Raw genomic sequence first — 18,389 nt, forward strand, 5'->3', positions numbered from 1 at the left:
GTCCCCTTCGTCTAGAGGCCCAGGACACCGCCCTTTCACGGCGGTAACAGGGGTTCGAATCCCCTAGGGGACGCCACTTGCTGGTTCGTGAGTGAAAGTCACCGGCCGTTATATCTCAAAACTCATCTTCGGGTGACGTTTGAGATATTTGCTCTTTAAAAATCTGGATCAAGCTGAAAATTGAAACGACACACTGTGTCTGTTCTCCGTAATAAGAACAGATAAATGGTGTGTTCGAGTCTCTCAAATTTTCGCAACACGATGGTGTTTTACGAAACATCTTCGGGTTGTGAGGTTAAGCGACTAAGCGTACACGGTGGATGCCCTGGCAGTCAGAGGCGATGAAGGACGTGCTAATCTGCGATAAGCGTCGGTAAGGTGATATGAACCGTTATAACCGGCGATTTCCGAATGGGGAAACCCAGTGTGTTTCGACACACTATCATTGCGTGAATACATAGCGTAATGAAGCGAACCGGGGGAACTGAAACATCTAAGTACCCCGAGGAAAAGAAATCAACCGAGATTCCCCCAGTAGCGGCGAGCGAACGGGGAGCAGCCCAGAGTCTGAATCAGCATGTGTGGTAGTGGAACGGTCTGGAAAGTCCGACGGTACAGGGTGATAGTCCCGTACACAAAATCACACGTGTTGTGAACTCGAAGAGTAGGGCGGGACACGTGGTATCCTGTCTGAATATGGGGGGACCATCCTCCAAGGCTAAATACTCCTGACTGACCGATAGTGAACCAGTACCGTGAGGGAAAGGCGAAAAGAACCCCGGCGAGGGGAGTGAAAAAGAACCTGAAACCGTGTACGTACAAGCAGTGGGAGCCTCTTTATGGGGTGACTGCGTACCTTTTGTATAATGGGTCAGCGACTTATATTCTGTAGCAAGGTTAACCGAATAGGGGAGCCGAAGGGAAACCGAGTCTTAACTGGGCGTTAAGTTGCAGGGTATAGACCCGAAACCCGGTGATCTAGCCATGGGCAGGTTGAAGGTTGGGTAACACTAACTGGAGGACCGAACCGACTAATGTTGAAAAATTAGCGGATGACTTGTGGCTGGGGGTGAAAGGCCAATCAAACCGGGAGATAGCTGGTTCTCCCCGAAAGCTATTTAGGTAGCGCCTCGTGAATTCATCTTCGGGGGTAGAGCACTGTTTCGGCTAGGGGGTCATCCCGACTTACCAACCCGATGCAAACTGCGAATACCGAAGAATGTTATCACGGGAGACACACGGCGGGTGCTAACGTCCGTCGTGAAGAGGGAAACAACCCAGACCGCCAGCTAAGGTCCCAAAGTCATGGTTAAGTGGGAAACGATGTGGGAAGGCACAGACAGCCAGGATGTTGGCTTAGAAGCAGCCATCATTTAAAGAAAGCGTAATAGCTCACTGGTCGAGTCGGCCTGCGCGGAAGATGTAACGGGGCTAAACCATGCACCGAAGCTGCGGCAGCGACACTATGTGTTGTTGGGTAGGGGAGCGTTCTGTAAGCCGTTGAAGGTGTCCTGTGAGGGATGCTGGAGGTATCAGAAGTGCGAATGCTGACATAAGTAACGATAATGCGGGTGAAAAACCCGCACGCCGGAAGACCAAGGGTTCCTGTCCAACGTTAATCGGGGCAGGGTGAGTCGACCCCTAAGGCGAGGCCGAAAGGCGTAGTCGATGGGAAACAGGTTAATATTCCTGTACTTGGTGTTACTGCGAAGGGGGGACGGAGAAGGCTATGTTAGCCGGGCGACGGTTGTCCCGGTTTAAGCATGTAGGCGGAGGTTCCAGGTAAATCCGGTACCTTATTAACGCTGAGGTGTGATGACGAGGCACTACGGTGCTGAAGTAACAAATGCCCTGCTTCCAGGAAAAGCCTCTAAGCATCAGGTAACACGAAATCGTACCCCAAACCGACACAGGTGGTCAGGTAGAGAATACCAAGGCGCTTGAGAGAACTCGGGTGAAGGAACTAGGCAAAATGGTGCCGTAACTTCGGGAGAAGGCACGCTGATATGTAGGTGAAGTGATTTACTCATGGAGCTGAAATCAGTCGAAGATACCAGCTGGCTGCAACTGTTTATTAAAAACACAGCACTGTGCAAACACGAAAGTGGACGTATACGGTGTGACGCCTGCCCGGTGCCGGAAGGTTAATTGATGGGGTTATCCGTAAGGAGAAGCTCTTGATCGAAGCCCCGGTAAACGGCGGCCGTAACTATAACGGTCCTAAGGTAGCGAAATTCCTTGTCGGGTAAGTTCCGACCTGCACGAATGGCGTAATGATGGCCAGGCTGTCTCCACCCGAGACTCAGTGAAATTGAACTCGCTGTGAAGATGCAGTGTACCCGCGGCAAGACGGAAAGACCCCGTGAACCTTTACTATAGCTTGACACTGAACACTGGTCCTTGATGTGTAGGATAGGTGGGAGGCTTTGAAGTGTGGACGCCAGTCTGCATGGAGCCAACCTTGAAATACCACCCTTTAATGGCTGGTGTTCTAACGTAGACCCGTGATCCGGGTTGCGGACAGTGTCTGGTGGGTAGTTTGACTGGGGCGGTCTCCTCCTAAAGAGTAACGGAGGAGCACGAAGGTTAGCTAATCCTGGTCGGACATCAGGAGGTTAGTGCAAAGGCATAAGCTAGCTTGACTGCGAGAGTGACGGCTCGAGCAGGTGCGAAAGCAGGTCTTAGTGATCCGGTGGTTCTGAATGGAAGGGCCATCGCTCAACGGATAAAAGGTACTCCGGGGATAACAGGCTGATACCGCCCAAGAGTTCATATCGACGGCGGTGTTTGGCACCTCGATGTCGGCTCATCACATCCTGGGGCTGAAGTAGGTCCCAAGGGTATGGCTGTTCGCCATTTAAAGTGGTACGCGAGCTGGGTTTAGAACGTCGTGAGACAGTTCGGTCCCTATCTGCCGTGGGCGCTGGAGAATTGAGGGGGGCTGCTCCTAGTACGAGAGGACCGGAGTGGACGCATCACTGGTGTTCGGGTTGTCATGCCAATGGCATTGCCCGGTAGCTAAATGCGGAAGAGATAAGTGCTGAAAGCATCTAAGCACGAAACTTGCCCCGAGATGAGTTCTCCCTGAGACTTTAAGTCTCCTGAAGGAACGTTGAAGACGACGACGTTGATAGGTCGGGTGTGTAAGTGTAGCGATACATTGAGCTAACCGATACTAATGAACCGTGAGGCTTAACCTTACAACGCCGAAGCTGTTTTGGCGAAGAGACGAAATTTCAGCTTGATACAGATACTATTAACCGGCGATAAGCGGGTTAATGACAGAATTTGCCTGGCGGCTGTAGCGCGGTGGTCCCACCTGACCCCATGCCGAACTCAGAAGTGAAACGCCGTAGCGCCGATGGTAGTGTGGGGTCTCCCCATGCGAGAGTAGGGAACTGCCAGGCATCAAATTGCAGTAAACCGGGATGACTAATCCGGGTAGTGACAAAGAAATTCGGTGGAGCGGTAGTTCAGTTGGTTAGAATACCTGCCTGTCACGCAGGGGGTCGCGGGTTCGAGTCCCGTCCGTTCCGCCACTTATTAAGAGCCCTGAGCTAATGCTCAGGGCTTTTTTTTATTCATTTTTATTATTACCAAATACGCAAAAATCCTCTGCATTTTACACTCTTTTTCTGCAAAGATCTGACGGTCATAATCCTCCCAGTTAACGAACCCTGTGATTAAAAAGAGGAATTTATGGCTATCCCTGCATTCGGTTTAGGCACTTTTCGCCTGAAAGACGACGTTGTTATCGCATCTGTTAAAACCGCCCTTGAACTGGGCTACCGTGCAGTCGACACTGCGCAAATCTATGATAATGAAGCCGCAGTGGGTCAGGCAATTGCTGAAAGCGGTGTGCCACGTAGCGAATTGTATATTACCACCAAGATCTGGACTGAAAATCTGGGCCGGGACAAGCTGATCCCGAGCCTTAAAGATAGTCTGAAAAAGCTGCGTACTGAGTATGTTGATCTGACACTTATCCACTGGCCTTCTCCTAACGGTGCCGTATCCGTTGAAGAGTTTATGCAGAAATTACTGGAAGCAAAAGTGCAGGGATTAACCCGTGAAATTGGGATCTCTAACTTCACTATCCCTTTGATGGAAAAAGCAATTGCTGCGGTGGGTGCTGAAAATATTGCAACTAATCAGATAGAGCTTTCCCCGTATCTGCAAAGCCGTAAAGTAGCTAAATGGGCCAAACAACACGGTATCCATATCACCTCTTATATGACACTGGCTTATGGCAACGCGCTGAAAGATAAAGTGATTGCTCGTATTGCGGCTAAACATAATGCCACCCCGGCCCAGGCTATTCTTGCATGGGCAATGGGAGAAGGGTACTCAGTTATACCTTCTTCGACTAAACGTGAAAATTTGGCAAGCAATCTGCTCGCGCTACAACTGCAATTGGATACAGAGGACAAACTTGCGATCGCTGCACTGGATCGTAACGATCGCCTTGTCAGCCCCGAGGGTTTGGCCCCTGAATGGGATTAATGACTGCTGCCTTTGTGTTGAGTTAATCCTGTTTCACAGCTCCTGCGGGAGCTGTTCTTGCATGTTCACTCAAAAAGTCGATAAACGCGCGAATACGTGTACTTACAGCCCGATCGCTGTAATACACTGCGCTAAAGGGCATTTCAACGGGCAGACGTTTATCTGCCAACAACTCCACCAGTTCACCCTGCGAGATTTCTTTATCAATCATATAATCTGAAAGACAGGCAATTCCGTTCCCGTTCAGGCAAAGCTGTTTCAATGTTTCACCGCTGTTAGAAGAGAGTCCGCACTCAATTTCATGAAGCTGTCCATCGCTACAGGCAATAGGCCAGGTATTGAGTGAGACAGGCTCGGAAAAACCCAGACACAGATGTTGTTTAAGCTCCTCTACGCTCTCAGGCTCACCAAATCGGGCAATGTACTCCGGTGAGGCAATAATCTTACGGTAGCTGGTAAATAGTGGGCGCGCGCGCAGGCTCGAGTCCGTAAGCGCACCTGCTCGTATTGCAACGTCAACTTTTCGCTCAATAAGATTGATAAATGTCTCCGAGGAAACTAGTGACAGCGTCATCTCAGGGTAACGTTCACGGAAAGGTTTGATGAGTGGCATCAGAAAATGCAACATCACCGGCGTCGCCGCGTCGATACGCAACAGGCCGCGCGGGGTATTACGAGACTCCATAATTTCTGTTTCTGCCGCAGCCATTTCCTGCAGTATCAACTGCACTCGCCTGAAATAACGTTCACCTTCTTCAGTCAGACTGAGCTGTCGGGTTGTTCGGTTGAGCAAACTGACACCCAGCTTCATCTCCAGCTTTTTTACTGCCCGGCTAATAGCGGAATTTGCTTGTCCCAACTGCTCTGCAGCGCGGCTAAAACTACCGCTTTCCACAACAGCAACGAAAATGGCCAGTTCTTCTGAAGTTGCTTTCATTTTTGCACCTGGAGCAAAATTATATTGAGATTTTGAATATTTTTGTTATTAAAACATCCCGGCATACTTCGTGTCATCTGATTACTGATGATATGGAGTTATTTATGCCTCTCGCTTTATTTGCACTGACAATAAGTGCTTTTGCTATTGGTACGACTGAATTTGTAATTGTCGGCCTTGTGCCGACCATCGCCGAACAGCTGGCGATCTCTTTGCCTTCTGCAGGAATGCTGGTTTCTATCTATGCACTGGGCGTGGCAATTGGTGCGCCGGTACTGACTGCTCTGACCGGACGTCTGCCGCGTAAGCAACTGCTGGTTGCGCTAATGGTGCTATTTACGGCCGGTAATTTGCTGGCATGGCAGGCGCCTGGTTATATGACGTTAATTGTTGCACGCCTGCTGACCGGTCTCGCACATGGCGTGTTCTTCTCAATTGGTTCTACTATTGCGACAAGCCTGGTGCCAAAAGAGAAAGCAGCTTCAGCCATCGCTATTATGTTTGGTGGGTTAACGGTGGCACTTGTGACAGGGGTTCCGTTGGGAACATTTATTGGTCAGCATTTTGGCTGGCGTGAGACTTTCCTCGCGGTATCTATGTTAGGTGTCATTGCACTGATTAGCAGTCAGTTGCTGATCCCTGCGAATATCCCCGGCCGGGCTGCTGCCAGTATTCGCGATCAGGTGAAAGTCTTAACGCATCCTCGCCTGTTACTCATCTATGCCGTTACGGCGCTGGGCTATGGTGGTGTCTTTACGGCATTTACTTTTCTTGCACCGATGATGCAGGATCTGGCGGGATTCTCACCGGCAGCGGTAAGCTGGATCTTACTGGGGTATGGCGTATCTGTTGCCATCGGTAATATCTGGGGTGGCAGACTGGCGGATAAACATGGCGCCGTTCCAGCGTTGAAATTTATCTTCGCAGCCCTGTTTGTTCTGTTGATGGTCTTTCAGTTAACTGCATCCACTCAGTACGCAGCTCTGGCGACAATCCTTGTCATGGGGATTTTTGCCTTCGGCAACGTACCAGGGCTGCAGGTTTACGTGGTGCAGAAAGCGGAGCAATTTACACCCAATGCGGTTGATGTGGCCTCAGGACTGAACATTGCGGCGTTCAACATTGGCATTGCATTGGGTTCAGTGATTGGTGGCCAAACGGTAGAGCATTATGGGTTAGCGCAGACCCCGTGGATTGGTGCGCTAATCGTATTGAGCGCTTTCTTTCTGATGAGCGTGAGCGGTCGTCTTGATAAACCCGCACGTGTAGCTCTGGGATAAATCACCGATGTAAGTACCTACTTACAAAACAAACTGCAATTGTCCGTTGAAAGTGAGTGCTAAAATCCCTATAACAGAAGAACCAGTCCGGTTGCGGGCTGGTTGACGTTACAGAGGTTTGAAAGTCTAAAGTGCGAAAAAACACCTATGCTATGCGCTATGTTGCCGGACAGCCCGTTGAGCGAATTTTACCGCCAGGGTCGTTTGCGCATATTGGCCAGGCATTGCCCGCAGGCGTTCCGTTAAGCAGCGAGGATCGCATCCGCGTCCTGGTGTGGAATATTTTTAAACAGCAGCGGGCAGAATGGTTGTCGGTGCTGAAGAACTTTGGCAAAGACGCGCATCTGGTGTTATTGCAAGAAGCACAGACTACTCCTGAACTGGTGCAGTTTGCGACCGCTAACTATCTTGCTGCCGATCAGGTTCCCGCTTTTGTGCTGCCTCAGCATCCCTCTGGCGTCATGACGCTTTCTGCTGCACATCCTGTTTACTGTTGCCCGCTGCGTGAGCGTGAACCCATATTGCGGTTAGCAAAATCGGCACTGGTGACAGTTTACCCGCTGCCTGATTCGCGTTTATTAATGGTGGTGAATATTCATGCTGTTAACTTCAGTCTCGGCGTGGATGTCTATAGTAAGCAGTTACTTCCCATTGGCGATCAGATTGCTCATCACAGTGGCCCGGTGATTATGGCCGGCGATTTTAATGCATGGAGCCGTCGGCGTATGAACGCGCTGTACCGCTTTTCTCGTGAAATGTCTCTGCGCCAGGTGCGCTTTACTGACGATCAGCGCCGACGCGCATTTGGTCGCCCCCTCGATTTTGTGTTTTACCGTGGTTTGAACGTGAGCGAAGCCTCTGTGCTGGTGACGAGCGCATCCGACCATAATCCTCTACTCGTTGAATTTAGTCCCGGCAAGCCTGAACAATAAAGGTGTGTCAGGTCTGCCGTAGGGCAGGCCTGTAGTGGTGCTGCCCTTTATATTTCACAACAACCGAAGGACAACACAATGACAACACGCTCCCATCATGACAACGTCGAAAAGCAGTTTGGCTCTCAGGCAAAAGCCTATTTAACCAGCGCGGTACATGCATCTGGGCGCGATTTGCAGCGACTGGCCGAGCGACTGTCCTTTTTTCCGCAGGCAAGTGTACTGGATATGGGATGTGGTGCGGGGCACGCCAGCTTTATTGCGGCACAGAATGTGAAGCAGGTGGTAGCGTATGATTTATCTTCGCAGATGCTCGAGGTGGTTGTACAGACGGCAAAAGAGAAGGGATTGGAGAATATTTCCATCCGACAGGGGTATGCTGAAAGTCTGCCGTTTGAGGATCAAACTTTTGATGTGGTGATTAGCCGATATTCAGCGCACCACTGGCATGATGTCGGGAAAGCGCTGCGAGAAGTGAATCGCGTACTGAAACCCGGCGGTGTGCTGATTATTATGGATGTGATGTCTCCCGGACACCCTGTGCGTGATATCTGGCTGCAAACCGTTGAAGCGTTGCGCGATACCTCGCATGTGCGCAACTATTCCAGCGGTGAGTGGCTGTCTCTGATTAATGACGCGAATATGATTGCCGATACGTTGTTCACAGATCGCCTGCCGTTAGAATTCAGTTCATGGGTTGCGAGAATGCGTACTCCCGTTGCACTGACAGAGGCTATCCGATTGTATCAGGAGAGTGCTTCTGCTGAAGTGAAGGCGTATTTTGAATTACAGGAAGACGGTTCGTTCACCAGCGACACGATCATGGTTGAAGCACATAAAACGGCATAAATAAAAAAGGCACTGGGGGGAAACCAGTGCCTTAATTTTTATAATCTCATCAGGAGTCCGGCATACCGTTGTTCTTTACAAACAACGTTAGCTGATCGCCTGGTTGCAGATTTTCCGTATCGCTGTTCCAGCGCATCACATCCTTAATGTTAACGCCGTGACGTTTAGCAATGCTCGAAAGCGAGTCGCCTTTACGTACACGATAGGTGATGCTATCGCTGTTGTTAGCCAGTCGCTGCGCACTGGTGCCAGCACCAACGGTCAGGCTTTGACCCACTTTCAGGGTAGATCCACGCAGATTGTTCCACTGCTTAAGATCCTTCGCATTTACGCCAAGACGTGAAGCGATGCCAGAAAGTGTATCGCCAGAGCGAACCTTGTAGCTACGGCTGTTCAGTGGCGTGTTATCCGCAACTAACGTTGACTGCACGGCTGCAATTTCGCCAGAGGCCAGAGATTCACGCAACTTCTCTGCGTGCTTCTTTGGCACCATCACGTATTGCGGGCCGCTGGCACCCAACGTAGAGCCCTTCACACCTGCATTGAATGTCTTCAGCTTGCTGACGGAAATACCCGCCATATCGGCAACCTGAGCCATCTCAACCGGACTGTTAAGACGAACACGTGCTAACGCGCGGCTTTCGTCTGTGGTTGGCAGACGCACGCCATAGCGTTTGCTGTTCTTGAGAATATCGCTCAATGCCAGCATTTTGGGCACATATAGCTTCGTTTCCTGAGGCAAAGGGAGCGACCAGAAATCGGTGGGCTTACCACGAGATTTGTTCGCTTTGATTGCCTTCATCACGCGACCTTCACCGCTATTATAAGCAGCAACGGTCAGCAGCCAGTCGCCATCAAACATCTTGTTCAGACGCTGCATCATGTCCAGCGCGGCAGTGGTGGAAGCCACTATGTCGCGACGTGCATCATAACTGCGAGTCTGTTTTAAACCATAATTGCGCCCCGTGCTCGGAATGATCTGCCAAATACCTGCGGCATTGGCGCCAGACGTTGCGTGAGGATCAAAAGCGCTCTCCACTATGGGTAGTAGTACCAGTTCCATTGGCATGTTACGTTTCTTAACCTGCCCGGCTATCCAGTACATATACGGCTCTGCCCGTAAAGTTACATCGTGGAGATAGCTCTTATTGCGTAAATACTTCTGTTTTTGTTCGCGAATCCGGTTGTTTTCCGGAATTCCCATCTTTAGCTCGTCACCAATGAAAGCCCACAAATCTTGATCGGCCGCGATAGATGTCCCATCGTCCATCCATCGCGCCTGACTAGTGAACTTTCCTGCTTCCCCTTGACCAGCTGCAGAAAGGCTCTGTGCGTGCTGTTGGACGTTACCAGTATTCTGGCACCCAACAAGCAGGACAGAGGCGAGTAATATCGCTTTTGCCTTCATGTGTGTGTCAATAGTTGCTTAAAAGACGACCGATCATAACGGCGAAGTTTTCAAAAGGCAACCCGGAATTGTCAGAACGTATCTTTCTTTGACCTTAACCAGGCAAAACGCTCTTCAGGTTGTTGCAATATTGTTTCTTTGTTAATTTCATTAATTAAATCAATATCTTCTGTTCTTAAAAAAATATTATTTCGACGCTCATTTTTCAGAATTACGGGCAGTGTCATTTGTTTTTTTACGCGTAACTCATTAACTTTACGATAATAATCATTTATGAACGAATCGTGCGGAAGGATGCTTAGGGCAAACTTCATATTTGCTAATGTGTATTCATGTGCGCAACAAACCAATGTATCGTCAGGAAGGGCGCTTATTTTTTTAAGTGATTGATACATTTGCGAAGCTGTGCCTTCAAAAAGTCGGCCGCAGCCGCCAGAGAAGAGCGTGTCGCCGCAAAATAAATAAGGATGACTAAAGTAACAAATATGTCCTAAAGTGTGACCCGGGGTAGCAAATATACTAAATTCATGCCCTAAAACGAGGGCGATATCGCCATCTTTGACTATGTGTGTCGTTCCCTTATCTTGTGTTTCTGCTGGGCCATAAACCACTATTTGTGGAAAATGCTGTAGAAGTTCTTTCACTCCGCCAACGTGATCCTGATGGTGGTGGGTGAGGAAAATGGCCTCAGGTACCCAGTTATGCTCAGCAATGGCTTTTAATACCGGAGCTGCTTCGCCAGGATCCACAATAAGGCAGTGGCCTTCATTATTTGTCAGGACCCAGATGTAATTGTCCTGAAATGCGGGAATGCTGTTAAGATTCATAAAATACCTCTCAATGCGTAACGGAAGGTTGTGATGAAACCGGCAAGGATCCCTCAAACTGTCGTAGCGCCCGTTAGCTGGGATGATTTACCCTGGGGCGAGCACTATCGTGAGGCGCTGGAGAATGAGCTTAACCCGTGGTTCGCAAAAATGTACGGTTTTCATCTGCTTAAGATTGGCAATTTAAGCGCAGAAATCAATTCTGAAGCGTGCGCGGTTTCTCATCAGGTAAATGTTTCTGCGCAAGGTTCACCGATGCAGGTGCTGGCCGATCCGTTACATCTTCCCTTCGCCGATAAATCCGTCGATGTCTGTTTGCTGGCGCATACTTTGCCTTGGTGTGCCGATCCACATCGCTTAATGCGGGAGGCAGACCGTGTGCTTATTGATGATGGCTGGCTGATAGTCAGTGGATTTAATCCGGTTAGCCTGATGGGCTTGCGTAAACTGGTGCCGGTATTACGTAAAACATCGCCCTATAACAGCCGGATGTTTACGCTGATGCGTCAACTGGACTGGCTCTCTTTGCTGAATTTTGAAGTGTTGCACTACAGCCGTTTTCACGTTTTGCCCTGGAGTAAACAAGGGGGGAAACTGTTAAGCGCACATGTTCCGGCGTTAGGGTGTTTACAACTGATTGTTGCACGTAAGCGAACAATCCCGCTTACGCTTAATCCGATGAAACAAAATAAAAGCAAAGCACGTATCCGCCAGGCCGTTGGCGCAACCCGGCAATACCGGAAGCCTGACGCTTAAGTCTCGGCCTGATATCCAACATCATCCTGACTGGGACTCATCGCTGCAGCGCGCGCAAGTTCATCACAGCGTTCGTTTTCCGGGTGACCCGCGTGGCCTTTTACCCATTCCCATTTAATTTGATGCTGGCCCAGCGCGGCATCCAGACGCTTCCAGAGATCGACATTCTTCACTGGCTTTTTATCTGCAGTTTTCCAACCGCGTTTTTTCCAGTTGTGGATCCATTGAGTAATGCCCTGACGTACATACTGGCTATCGGTACTGAGAACCACTTCGCACTGTTCTTTTAGTGCCTCCAGCGCGACGATTGCGGCCATCAACTCCATACGATTATTGGTGGTCAGGTTATACCCTTCGCTGAAGGTTTTTTCACGTCCGCGATAGCGTAGAATTGCCCCATAACCACCAGGCCCTGGATTTCCCAGGCAAGAACCATCGGTGAAAATTTCTACCTGTTTAAGCATCTCTGGTAGACTTCCTGTTTTAGCAAATCGAAATCAAACGATAAGTCTGACATAAATGACCGCTATGAGCACTGGAATTACACGACAGATCGTCCTCGATACCGAAACCACCGGTATGAACCAGATTGGCGCCCACTACGAAGGCCACAAGATTATTGAGATCGGTGCGGTTGAAGTGGTGAACCGCCGCCTGACCGGTAATAACTTCCATGTTTACCTTAAGCCGGATCGGCTGGTGGACCCGGAAGCATTTGGTGTACACGGAATCGCGGATGAATTCCTGCTGGATAAACCCACGTTTGCCGATGTGGCCGATGAGTTTTTAGACTATATTCGTGGCGCTGAACTGGTCATTCATAACGCATCGTTCGATATCGGCTTTATGGACTACGAGTTCGCGAAGCTTAATCGTGATATCCCAAAAACAAATACATTCTGTAAAGTGACTGATAGCCTGGCGCTGGCGAGGAAAATGTTTCCTGGTAAGCGTAACAGCCTTGATGCATTGTGCTCACGTTACGAGATAGACAACAGTAAGCGCACATTACACGGCGCGTTACTCGATGCCCAGATTCTGGCCGACGTTTATCTGATGATGACTGGTGGGCAGACAACGATGGCGTTTTCAATGGAAGGCGACAGTCAGCAGCAGAATGATACCGGGATCCAGCGCATTGCGCGCCACTCCAGCAAGTTACGCGTTGTTTTCGCCACTGAGGAAGAGTTAGCGGCCCATGAATCGCGCCTCGATCTGGTTCAGAAGAAAGGCGGAAGTTGTCTCTGGCGGGCATAGTTTACGCATTTACAGTGTAGAAATGGCCATTCGGGTGATTTTTGCAGCAAACGATTAAAAAACGTGAGAAAAAGCGTTGACGAGGTGCGAGGCAATCCGTAATATTCGCTTCGTTCCCAAGCGGAACACAACGCGGAGTGGTAGTTCAGTTGGTTAGAATACCTGCCTGTCACGCAGGGGGTCGCGGGTTCGAGTCCCGTCCATTCCGCCACTATTCAGAGAGCCTGAATCAGCAATGATTCAGGCTTTCGTCGTTTTACTCATTACAAATATTTTCTATTGCTTTACCAGCAAAAAAATCAATAACTGACTTCGCAGCATGGATCCCTGTCTGATGGTACGATTCTACCGTCGCAGCAGCGATGTGCGGTGTAGTGATAATATTTCTGGAATGTAGCAAAGGGCTGAATTGTGGTAGCGGTTCATGCTGAAATACGTCGAGAGCGGAATGTACATTCCTTTCATCAGTTACCTGCAACAACGCTCGTTCATCTATTAATTTCCCTCGAGCAGCATTGATAAGCAAGGCACCATTTCTCATCATAGAAAGATATTTGTGACTGATAAAATTCTCTAATGATGGTGTGTATGGGAGAAGAACGATAATGACGTTAGACTGCATGAAGATGTCGTCAATTGACACAAACTTTACCGCCATTTTATCAGCCATCTCGTGATCCGGGAATTTGTCGTATGCGAGAATTTCAATGTCGAAACCGGATAACCTCTTAACCAGGGTTTTTGCTATATTCCCAAAACCTAATAATCCCACTCGTTTACTATTTAATTCATTTCCCAGCGAGTATCCCCAGTAACCATTTTGCATGTCCATGTGATTACCGGGAATATTTCTTAGACCAGAGAAAATAAGTCCGATTATAAACTCAGCAACCGCATTGGCATTGAGTCCTCGGGCATTATTAACCACAATACCTGCTTTTTTTGCCGCCTCTGTATCTATATTATCAATACCGGTGCCAAATCTTGAGATGATTTTCAGTTTTGGTAGAAGAGAAAACACACTTGCGTCATAACAATCTGTTCCGGCAATGACTGCATCAATAGATTCACGCACGTCATCCGGTTCAGATTGAATAAGATGAGTAATATTGTTCTTAAAAATGAGATTAAACTGGTTATCGCGCAGTAACTTGCAACCTGTAACACAACGAGCTGAAAAACTGGAAACGGTGATTAATATATTTTTCATATCTAATACCTCAGACCTGAGAACGCCATCAGGTTGTGATGGCGTAGACCGGTTACAATAAAAATGACACAAGTTATGAATTTGCTTTAACGCCGAGAGCACCTCCAGGATGAAATAGACCAAAATCGGTCCGGGTAAACTGCTTTAGTTCTGACAGGGCGAGGGCCACGGCATCTCCCACGACAAGAACAGCAGTTGAAGAACAGGATGGAGCAAGACCTAAGTTATCTGCTTCGTTTCTCACCGGGATTTCTACAGATAAATTGCAATTAGTAGCCAGCGATGAGTTGTGGCTTCGGGTAAATGAGACTAAAAAATTATTCATCTTTTTTAGACTTGGCAAGGTAGCTAACAGTTCTGTTGTTTCACCACTATTGGATATCAAGATAACTACATCTTCGCTGGTAACCATACCCAGATCACCATGAACAGCTTCTGTTCCATGAATAAAAAATGAGGGGGTGCCTGTGCTGGAAAATGTAGCAGCCAGTTTTTTAGCAATTATTCCTGATTTTCCCACGCCGATAAAAACAACTTTTCCTCTGCAAGATTGGATTACTTTGACTAAACTTGCTGTTTCTGAAAGTGGCGCGTTAATTATTTCTTCAACTGCTTTGTGTTCATTACGCATGAAGGTTTTAATGAGAGAGATGATATCAGTATTATTCATGTTTATTTTCCTGATTTATTTTATCAATAACATAAGCGACCCGACATAAGCCCTGATGTAGTTTTTCTCTACTACATGCCAGATTAAGCCGTAAGAAGTTCTCTCCGCCAGGCCCATATACACTGCCAGCCATAATCCCGACTTTTCCTTCATGAATTAATCTTGAATAGAACTTATCGAACGAACAACTGATTTGTGAGCAGTCTATCCACGCAAAGTAACAACCTTCAGACTCTTTGAGTAGCAGCGATGAAATATTTTCCTTAACATAATTAACTGCAAAATCAATGTTGGATCTAAGATGTGTTCTTAATTCGTGTAACCATCCATCACATTCATTATAAGCAACGATAGTGGCAATGATATTCAATACTGATGGCGAGTTGACAAAATCCCTGTATCGAGTTATCAACCTGAATTTCTCATTAAAATTATTATCAGGTGTAATAAGATAAGAACCCGTTAGAGCTGGGACATTAAATGTTTTTGAGATGGAGTTAAAAACAGCTGTTTTATCATAATGTAACTTAAGTACAGAGGTGAATTTGTGGCTAAATGTGAAATCGCTGTGGATCTCATCGGATAATAACCAACAGTTATTTTTTGAACAGATCTCTGAGATTTTTATCAGTTCATCTTCAGACCACACTTTTCCTGTAGGATTATGTGGATTACACAATAAAATTATCTTTGCATACTTTGCCTTGGTATTAAAATCATTCCAGTCAAGGCTATATCGACCGTCTTCTTCCCGAATCAATGTTGAAGTAGTTAATTTTCTTCCGGTGTTTTTGATAACATCAAAGAACGCATTATATGCCGGAGTAAATATCAGAATGTTATCTTCATAATCAGTTAATAACTCTAGTGCTTTGGCGATAGAGTACATCACACTTGGGCTATAGGTGATCCAATTAGCATCGATCTCCGTATCATATTTCTGACCATACCAATGGCATATCGAATTGAGATATTCGCTATGTTGCCAGCGACTATATCCGAGGATAGGATGTTCCAGTCTTTTTCGTAATGCGTTGGTTATCGCTTCCGGCATCGGTAAATCCATATCTGATATTGAAAACGGAATAATATCTTTTACGCCGAACCTATCTTCGCAGAAGTCCCACTGAGTACAGTACGTTCCTTTTCGGGAAACAGGAGTGTTAAAAATATCCATCAGTATGACTCCATATATTGGTCCATTTCTTTACGCAAGGCGATAACTTTTGTACCAATAATGACTTGCAGGGTGTTTTTGTCGAGTTTGACAATAGCGATCCCTCCCTGCCTTTTAATGGCCGTCTCGTCTATTATCTCCATATCGTTGATTGTCAGACGTAAACGTGTAACACAGTTATCCAGTGATACGATATTTTCCTTACCACCCAGGGCCTCAATCATTTTTTCTGCTGTGCTGGGACCCATATTGGTATTTATCTCAGGTTGTGCAACAGGTACTACAACCTCAGTTGCTGTTGCTGAAGGTGTCTGGTCACTATCTTCTCTGCCGACGGTCATCAGGTTATATTTAAGAATGGCCCATTTAAACACCGCGTAATAAATAAAGAAGTAGGCTATTTCTACACAGACAGCCACTGGCCAGCCGGTTCTTGTTCCGCGCAATACGCCAAAACTCATAAATTGAATCAAATCGCCAGTAAATCCCATTTTAACACCGAGATACGGTAGGAACATATTAGCAAAACCATTCATGAAAGCATGGAACACAAACAAAACAGGACTGACAAACAGAAATAAAAACTCTATTGGTTCGCTAACACCACCAATAATTACAGTCAGCACCGCAGAAATCAAAAGTGCTTTAATAGCCTTACGATTTTGTACATGGGCAGTCTGATACATTGCGAGAGCTGCGCCAGCTAAACCATACTGGATCATTAGCTTTCCCTGTTCCATTTTACCAGCAAGGTCCAGAGGAATGACGGCATTCTCTTTGACATAGGCCATAAACATATTGAGAGTACCGTAATATTCTTCACCGTTGATGATCGCTGAACCACCGATTGGTGTAAATCTGAATACGGAAGTGACTAAATGGTTTAGTCCGAAGGGAATCGTTACGCGCTCTGCAACGGCATAGAAGAAATAACCTATTGGGCCAGAGGTAGATATCCAGTGGCCGATTAACATAAAGAGGTTAAAGAACGGCGGCCATACGAAGGGAATAATGATACCGAAAACACTCATGACAATTAACGTAATGATCGGCGCAAGACGCGGGCCGCTATAGAATCCCAGCGACTCAGGGATGCGTAGATTGACGATCCGCTTATACATAGTGAATACCATCAACCCAGCAACAATCCCCCCAAGTACACTGGTGTTGTATGACTGAATTCCCAGAATGATAGTTTGTCCATGTGTAGACATCTGGTCGACGGGAACTAACAGACCATGGGTTTTCAGATAGAAGTTTGTCCCTAAATGCATTGCCATAAAACCCACCAGGCCGGAGAATGCACCATATGCTTTATCTTCTTTTTCTTTCAGCAGGCCCAACGGGATAGCGATTGCAAATAACACCGGTAAATTAACAAAAGCAAATAGCCCTAAATTAACAACAAAATCCAGAAATGATTTAACGATAGGGAACCCTAGTACAGGAATTAATTTGGCCATTTCCTCGCTGGCTAATCCACTTCCCAAACCTAACATCATGCCGCATACGCTTAACAGAGCGATTGGGTACATAAATGCCTTCCCCAGGCTCTGAAAAAAACTCCAGGCTTTTTTCTGTTTCATATTAACTGTCTCGTGATAAAGTGAAAGGTAATCAGTCCATCAATACTTTAATGCGAATTGAAAGATATAATTTCTCTTCCATTGCTAGTCTATAGTTAAATTCGGATTTTAAATATTTTTCAATTTCAATAATGGAACATTGTAAAATTAAATCTTTTTCCAGGAAATATTCATAAATATCACCAATATCTTTATTTTTTATCTTTTCGTTGCATAGCACTCTACAAGAAAAATATTTCAAATGGGTCATGAAACGTGAGTAATTGAATGCATTCCGATCTACTCTTTTCTCGTAAACTTTTTCGATAATGTCTGTGATTCGTTGCGAGAATTCTATAATTCTGAAGGACTCATAGTCGGAGGTGTTTTCATAATTATTTAAAATATGCAGGGCAATGAAGCCAATCTCATCATCCGGAAGCTGGATCTTAAAATACTCATTAATAATAGATAAAGCATCGCGACTGATAGCATACTCCGATTTGTATAATGCTTTTATTTCGTCAAGAAATATATTGCTTATTTGGATGCCTGATGCGCACCGTGAGATTGCATTGGAAATATGATCTGCAAGAATCAGCAAAAGTGATGGGTTTAATTTTTTGTCAAGATTCATTTCCGCATAGCGAACTATATTTTCAGAGACAAAAACATAATCAATATCTACTCGCTCTATGAGTTTGTATAGTTTACCTTTCTCTTCATTTCTGACATAAAAGAATCGGTTAGATGGATGAGGCGGAACCGGCATACCATTCTTTTTATTGTAACCGACGCCAGGACCAGAAATGATGACTTCCTGACCACTCATCGATGCCAGCACACAATTGTTATTCATGACTTTTTCGATGATCATTTCATGGCTCCAAAAAAAAAGGCAAGACAAGTAAGAAGTAATAATTACTTCAAACGTTGTCTTGCCTGATTTAACAGTTACAAGATTATTCACTAATGCGTATACCCTACACAGAACTATCTTAAATAAATGAGATGTACG

14 protein-coding genes, 3 tRNA genes, 2 rRNA genes and 2 pseudogenes are annotated in these 18,389 nt (G+C 46.6%); 11 read left to right on the forward strand and 10 right to left on the reverse strand.

The window, feature by feature from the left end:
- The 5 genes from LG384_RS04210 (at position 1) to dkgB (ending at position 4,503) form a co-directional block, all read left to right on the forward strand.
- A tRNA-Glu gene (locus LG384_RS04210) sits at positions 1–76 on the forward strand.
- A 217-nt stretch (positions 77–293) separates the two neighbouring features.
- Positions 294–3,200: ribosomal RNA gene (locus LG384_RS04215) — 23S ribosomal RNA — on the forward strand.
- A gap of 91 nt (positions 3,201–3,291) precedes the next feature.
- Positions 3,292–3,407 (forward strand): 5S ribosomal RNA (rrf, locus tag LG384_RS04220).
- Between the two features lie 55 nt (positions 3,408–3,462).
- Positions 3,463–3,539: transfer RNA gene (locus LG384_RS04225), tRNA-Asp, on the forward strand.
- 160 nt (positions 3,540–3,699) lie between these two features.
- Entirely contained in the window at positions 3,700–4,503 is an 804-nt protein-coding gene (gene dkgB / locus LG384_RS04230) for a 2,5-didehydrogluconate reductase DkgB (RefSeq protein WP_225760494.1), read from the forward strand.
- Positions 4,504–4,525: 22 nt separating this feature from the next.
- Here dkgB and yafC read toward each other — a convergent pair whose 3' ends face one another.
- Entirely contained in the window at positions 4,526–5,440 is a 915-nt protein-coding gene (gene yafC / locus LG384_RS04235) for a DNA-binding transcriptional regulator YafC (RefSeq protein WP_045440052.1), read from the reverse strand.
- Positions 5,441–5,544: 104 nt separating this feature from the next.
- Here yafC and LG384_RS04240 point away from each other — a divergent pair, with 104 nt between their 5' ends.
- From LG384_RS04240 to LG384_RS04250, 3 genes are all read left to right on the forward strand, one after another.
- On the forward strand, positions 5,545–6,720 hold the full coding sequence (locus LG384_RS04240) for an MFS transporter (protein WP_225760495.1): 1,176 nt from the start codon (positions 5,545–5,547) through the stop codon (positions 6,718–6,720).
- A gap of 131 nt (positions 6,721–6,851) precedes the next feature.
- Positions 6,852–7,652, forward strand: coding sequence for an endonuclease/exonuclease/phosphatase family protein (locus tag LG384_RS04245; RefSeq protein WP_045440054.1), 801 nt, complete (start codon positions 6,852–6,854; stop codon positions 7,650–7,652).
- Between the two features lie 78 nt (positions 7,653–7,730).
- Positions 7,731–8,501, forward strand: coding sequence for a class I SAM-dependent methyltransferase (locus tag LG384_RS04250; RefSeq protein WP_225760496.1), 771 nt, complete (start codon positions 7,731–7,733; stop codon positions 8,499–8,501).
- A 49-nt stretch (positions 8,502–8,550) separates the two neighbouring features.
- Here LG384_RS04250 and mltD read toward each other — a convergent pair whose 3' ends face one another.
- Complete coding sequence (gene mltD / locus LG384_RS04255; protein WP_136345274.1) at positions 8,551–9,909, reverse strand: murein transglycosylase D; 1,359 nt, start codon at positions 9,907–9,909, stop codon at positions 8,551–8,553.
- A gap of 71 nt (positions 9,910–9,980) precedes the next feature.
- Positions 9,981–10,736, reverse strand: coding sequence for a hydroxyacylglutathione hydrolase (gene gloB / locus LG384_RS04260; protein WP_200013295.1), 756 nt, complete (start codon positions 10,734–10,736; stop codon positions 9,981–9,983).
- 33 nt (positions 10,737–10,769) lie between these two features.
- Here gloB and LG384_RS04265 point away from each other — a divergent pair, with 33 nt between their 5' ends.
- Positions 10,770–11,492: a class I SAM-dependent methyltransferase gene (locus tag LG384_RS04265; protein ID WP_045440064.1), complete on the forward strand. Its 723-nt coding sequence runs from the start codon at positions 10,770–10,772 to the stop codon at positions 11,490–11,492.
- Here the strand turns inward: LG384_RS04265 and rnhA are convergent.
- Positions 11,489–12,067 (reverse strand): annotated as a pseudogene (gene rnhA, locus LG384_RS04270) (ribonuclease HI). The gene LG384_RS04265 and the pseudogene rnhA sit on opposite strands and share 4 nt — an antisense overlap.
- On the opposite strand from rnhA, the gene dnaQ reads away from it, so the two are divergent.
- Both dnaQ and LG384_RS04280 read left to right on the forward strand, forming a co-directional pair.
- Positions 12,021–12,749, forward strand: a complete 729-nt coding sequence (dnaQ, locus tag LG384_RS04275) for a DNA polymerase III subunit epsilon (protein ID WP_200013296.1) — start codon at positions 12,021–12,023, stop codon at positions 12,747–12,749. The pseudogene rnhA and the gene dnaQ sit on opposite strands and share 47 nt — an antisense overlap.
- A gap of 134 nt (positions 12,750–12,883) precedes the next feature.
- Positions 12,884–12,960: transfer RNA gene (locus LG384_RS04280), tRNA-Asp, on the forward strand.
- A 45-nt stretch (positions 12,961–13,005) separates the two neighbouring features.
- Here the strand turns inward: LG384_RS04280 and LG384_RS04285 are convergent.
- From LG384_RS04285 to LG384_RS04305, 6 genes and pseudogenes are all read right to left on the reverse strand, one after another.
- The gene (locus LG384_RS04285) at positions 13,006–13,959 is read right to left on the reverse strand and encodes a phosphoglycerate dehydrogenase (protein ID WP_045440069.1); all 954 of its coding nucleotides are present in this window, start codon (positions 13,957–13,959) and stop codon (positions 13,006–13,008) included.
- A gap of 73 nt (positions 13,960–14,032) precedes the next feature.
- A complete protein-coding gene (locus LG384_RS04290; protein ID WP_045440072.1) occupies positions 14,033–14,629 on the reverse strand; it encodes an SIS domain-containing protein in 597 nt (198 codons plus the stop codon).
- The gene (locus LG384_RS04295) at positions 14,622–15,806 is read right to left on the reverse strand and encodes a MalY/PatB family protein (protein ID WP_225760497.1); all 1,185 of its coding nucleotides are present in this window, start codon (positions 15,804–15,806) and stop codon (positions 14,622–14,624) included. The genes LG384_RS04290 and LG384_RS04295 overlap by 8 nt, the downstream gene beginning before the upstream one ends.
- The gene (locus LG384_RS23335; protein WP_370637135.1) at positions 15,806–16,147 is read right to left on the reverse strand and encodes a PTS transporter subunit EIIB; all 342 of its coding nucleotides are present in this window, start codon (positions 16,145–16,147) and stop codon (positions 15,806–15,808) included. The genes LG384_RS04295 and LG384_RS23335 overlap by 1 nt, the downstream gene beginning before the upstream one ends.
- Positions 16,124–17,392 (reverse strand): annotated as a pseudogene (locus tag LG384_RS04300) (PTS transporter subunit EIIC); the annotation flags it as partial. The pseudogene LG384_RS04300 and the gene LG384_RS23335, both read right to left, overlap by 24 nt.
- A gap of 31 nt (positions 17,393–17,423) precedes the next feature.
- Positions 17,424–18,248, reverse strand: a complete 825-nt coding sequence (locus tag LG384_RS04305; protein ID WP_225760498.1) for a PRD domain-containing protein — start codon at positions 18,246–18,248, stop codon at positions 17,424–17,426.
- Between the last annotated feature and the right edge of the window lie 141 nt (positions 18,249–18,389).

Source organism: Citrobacter sp. Marseille-Q3906, assembly GCF_916618775.1.
Taxonomy (GTDB): domain Bacteria; phylum Pseudomonadota; class Gammaproteobacteria; order Enterobacterales; family Enterobacteriaceae; genus Citrobacter; species Citrobacter murliniae.

What these genes read in the sequence shown, in the direction of transcription:
- dkgB (WP_225760494.1), top strand. Translation starts at nt 3,700, where the DNA reads ATGGCTATCCCTGCATTCGGTTTAGGCACTTTTCGCCTGAAAGACGAC.
- yafC (WP_045440052.1), bottom strand. Translation starts at nt 5,440, where the DNA reads ATGAAAGCAACTTCAGAAGAACTGGCCATTTTCGTTGCTGTTGTGGAA.
- LG384_RS04240 (WP_225760495.1), top strand. Translation starts at nt 5,545, where the DNA reads ATGCCTCTCGCTTTATTTGCACTGACAATAAGTGCTTTTGCTATTGGT.
- LG384_RS04250 (WP_225760496.1), top strand. Translation starts at nt 7,731, where the DNA reads ATGACAACACGCTCCCATCATGACAACGTCGAAAAGCAGTTTGGCTCT.
- mltD (WP_136345274.1), bottom strand. Translation starts at nt 9,909, where the DNA reads ATGAAGGCAAAAGCGATATTACTCGCCTCTGTCCTGCTTGTTGGGTGC.
- gloB (WP_200013295.1), bottom strand. Translation starts at nt 10,736, where the DNA reads ATGAATCTTAACAGCATTCCCGCATTTCAGGACAATTACATCTGGGTC.
- LG384_RS04265 (WP_045440064.1), top strand. Translation starts at nt 10,770, where the DNA reads ATGAAACCGGCAAGGATCCCTCAAACTGTCGTAGCGCCCGTTAGCTGG.
- dnaQ (WP_200013296.1), top strand. Translation starts at nt 12,021, where the DNA reads ATGAGCACTGGAATTACACGACAGATCGTCCTCGATACCGAAACCACC.
- LG384_RS04285 (WP_045440069.1), bottom strand. Translation starts at nt 13,959, where the DNA reads ATGAAAAATATATTAATCACCGTTTCCAGTTTTTCAGCTCGTTGTGTT.
- LG384_RS04290 (WP_045440072.1), bottom strand. Translation starts at nt 14,629, where the DNA reads ATGAATAATACTGATATCATCTCTCTCATTAAAACCTTCATGCGTAAT.
- LG384_RS04295 (WP_225760497.1), bottom strand. Translation starts at nt 15,806, where the DNA reads ATGGATATTTTTAACACTCCTGTTTCCCGAAAAGGAACGTACTGTACT.
- LG384_RS23335 (WP_370637135.1), bottom strand. Translation starts at nt 16,147, where the DNA reads ATGACCGTCGGCAGAGAAGATAGTGACCAGACACCTTCAGCAACAGCA.
- LG384_RS04305 (WP_225760498.1), bottom strand. Translation starts at nt 18,248, where the DNA reads ATGATCATCGAAAAAGTCATGAATAACAATTGTGTGCTGGCATCGATG.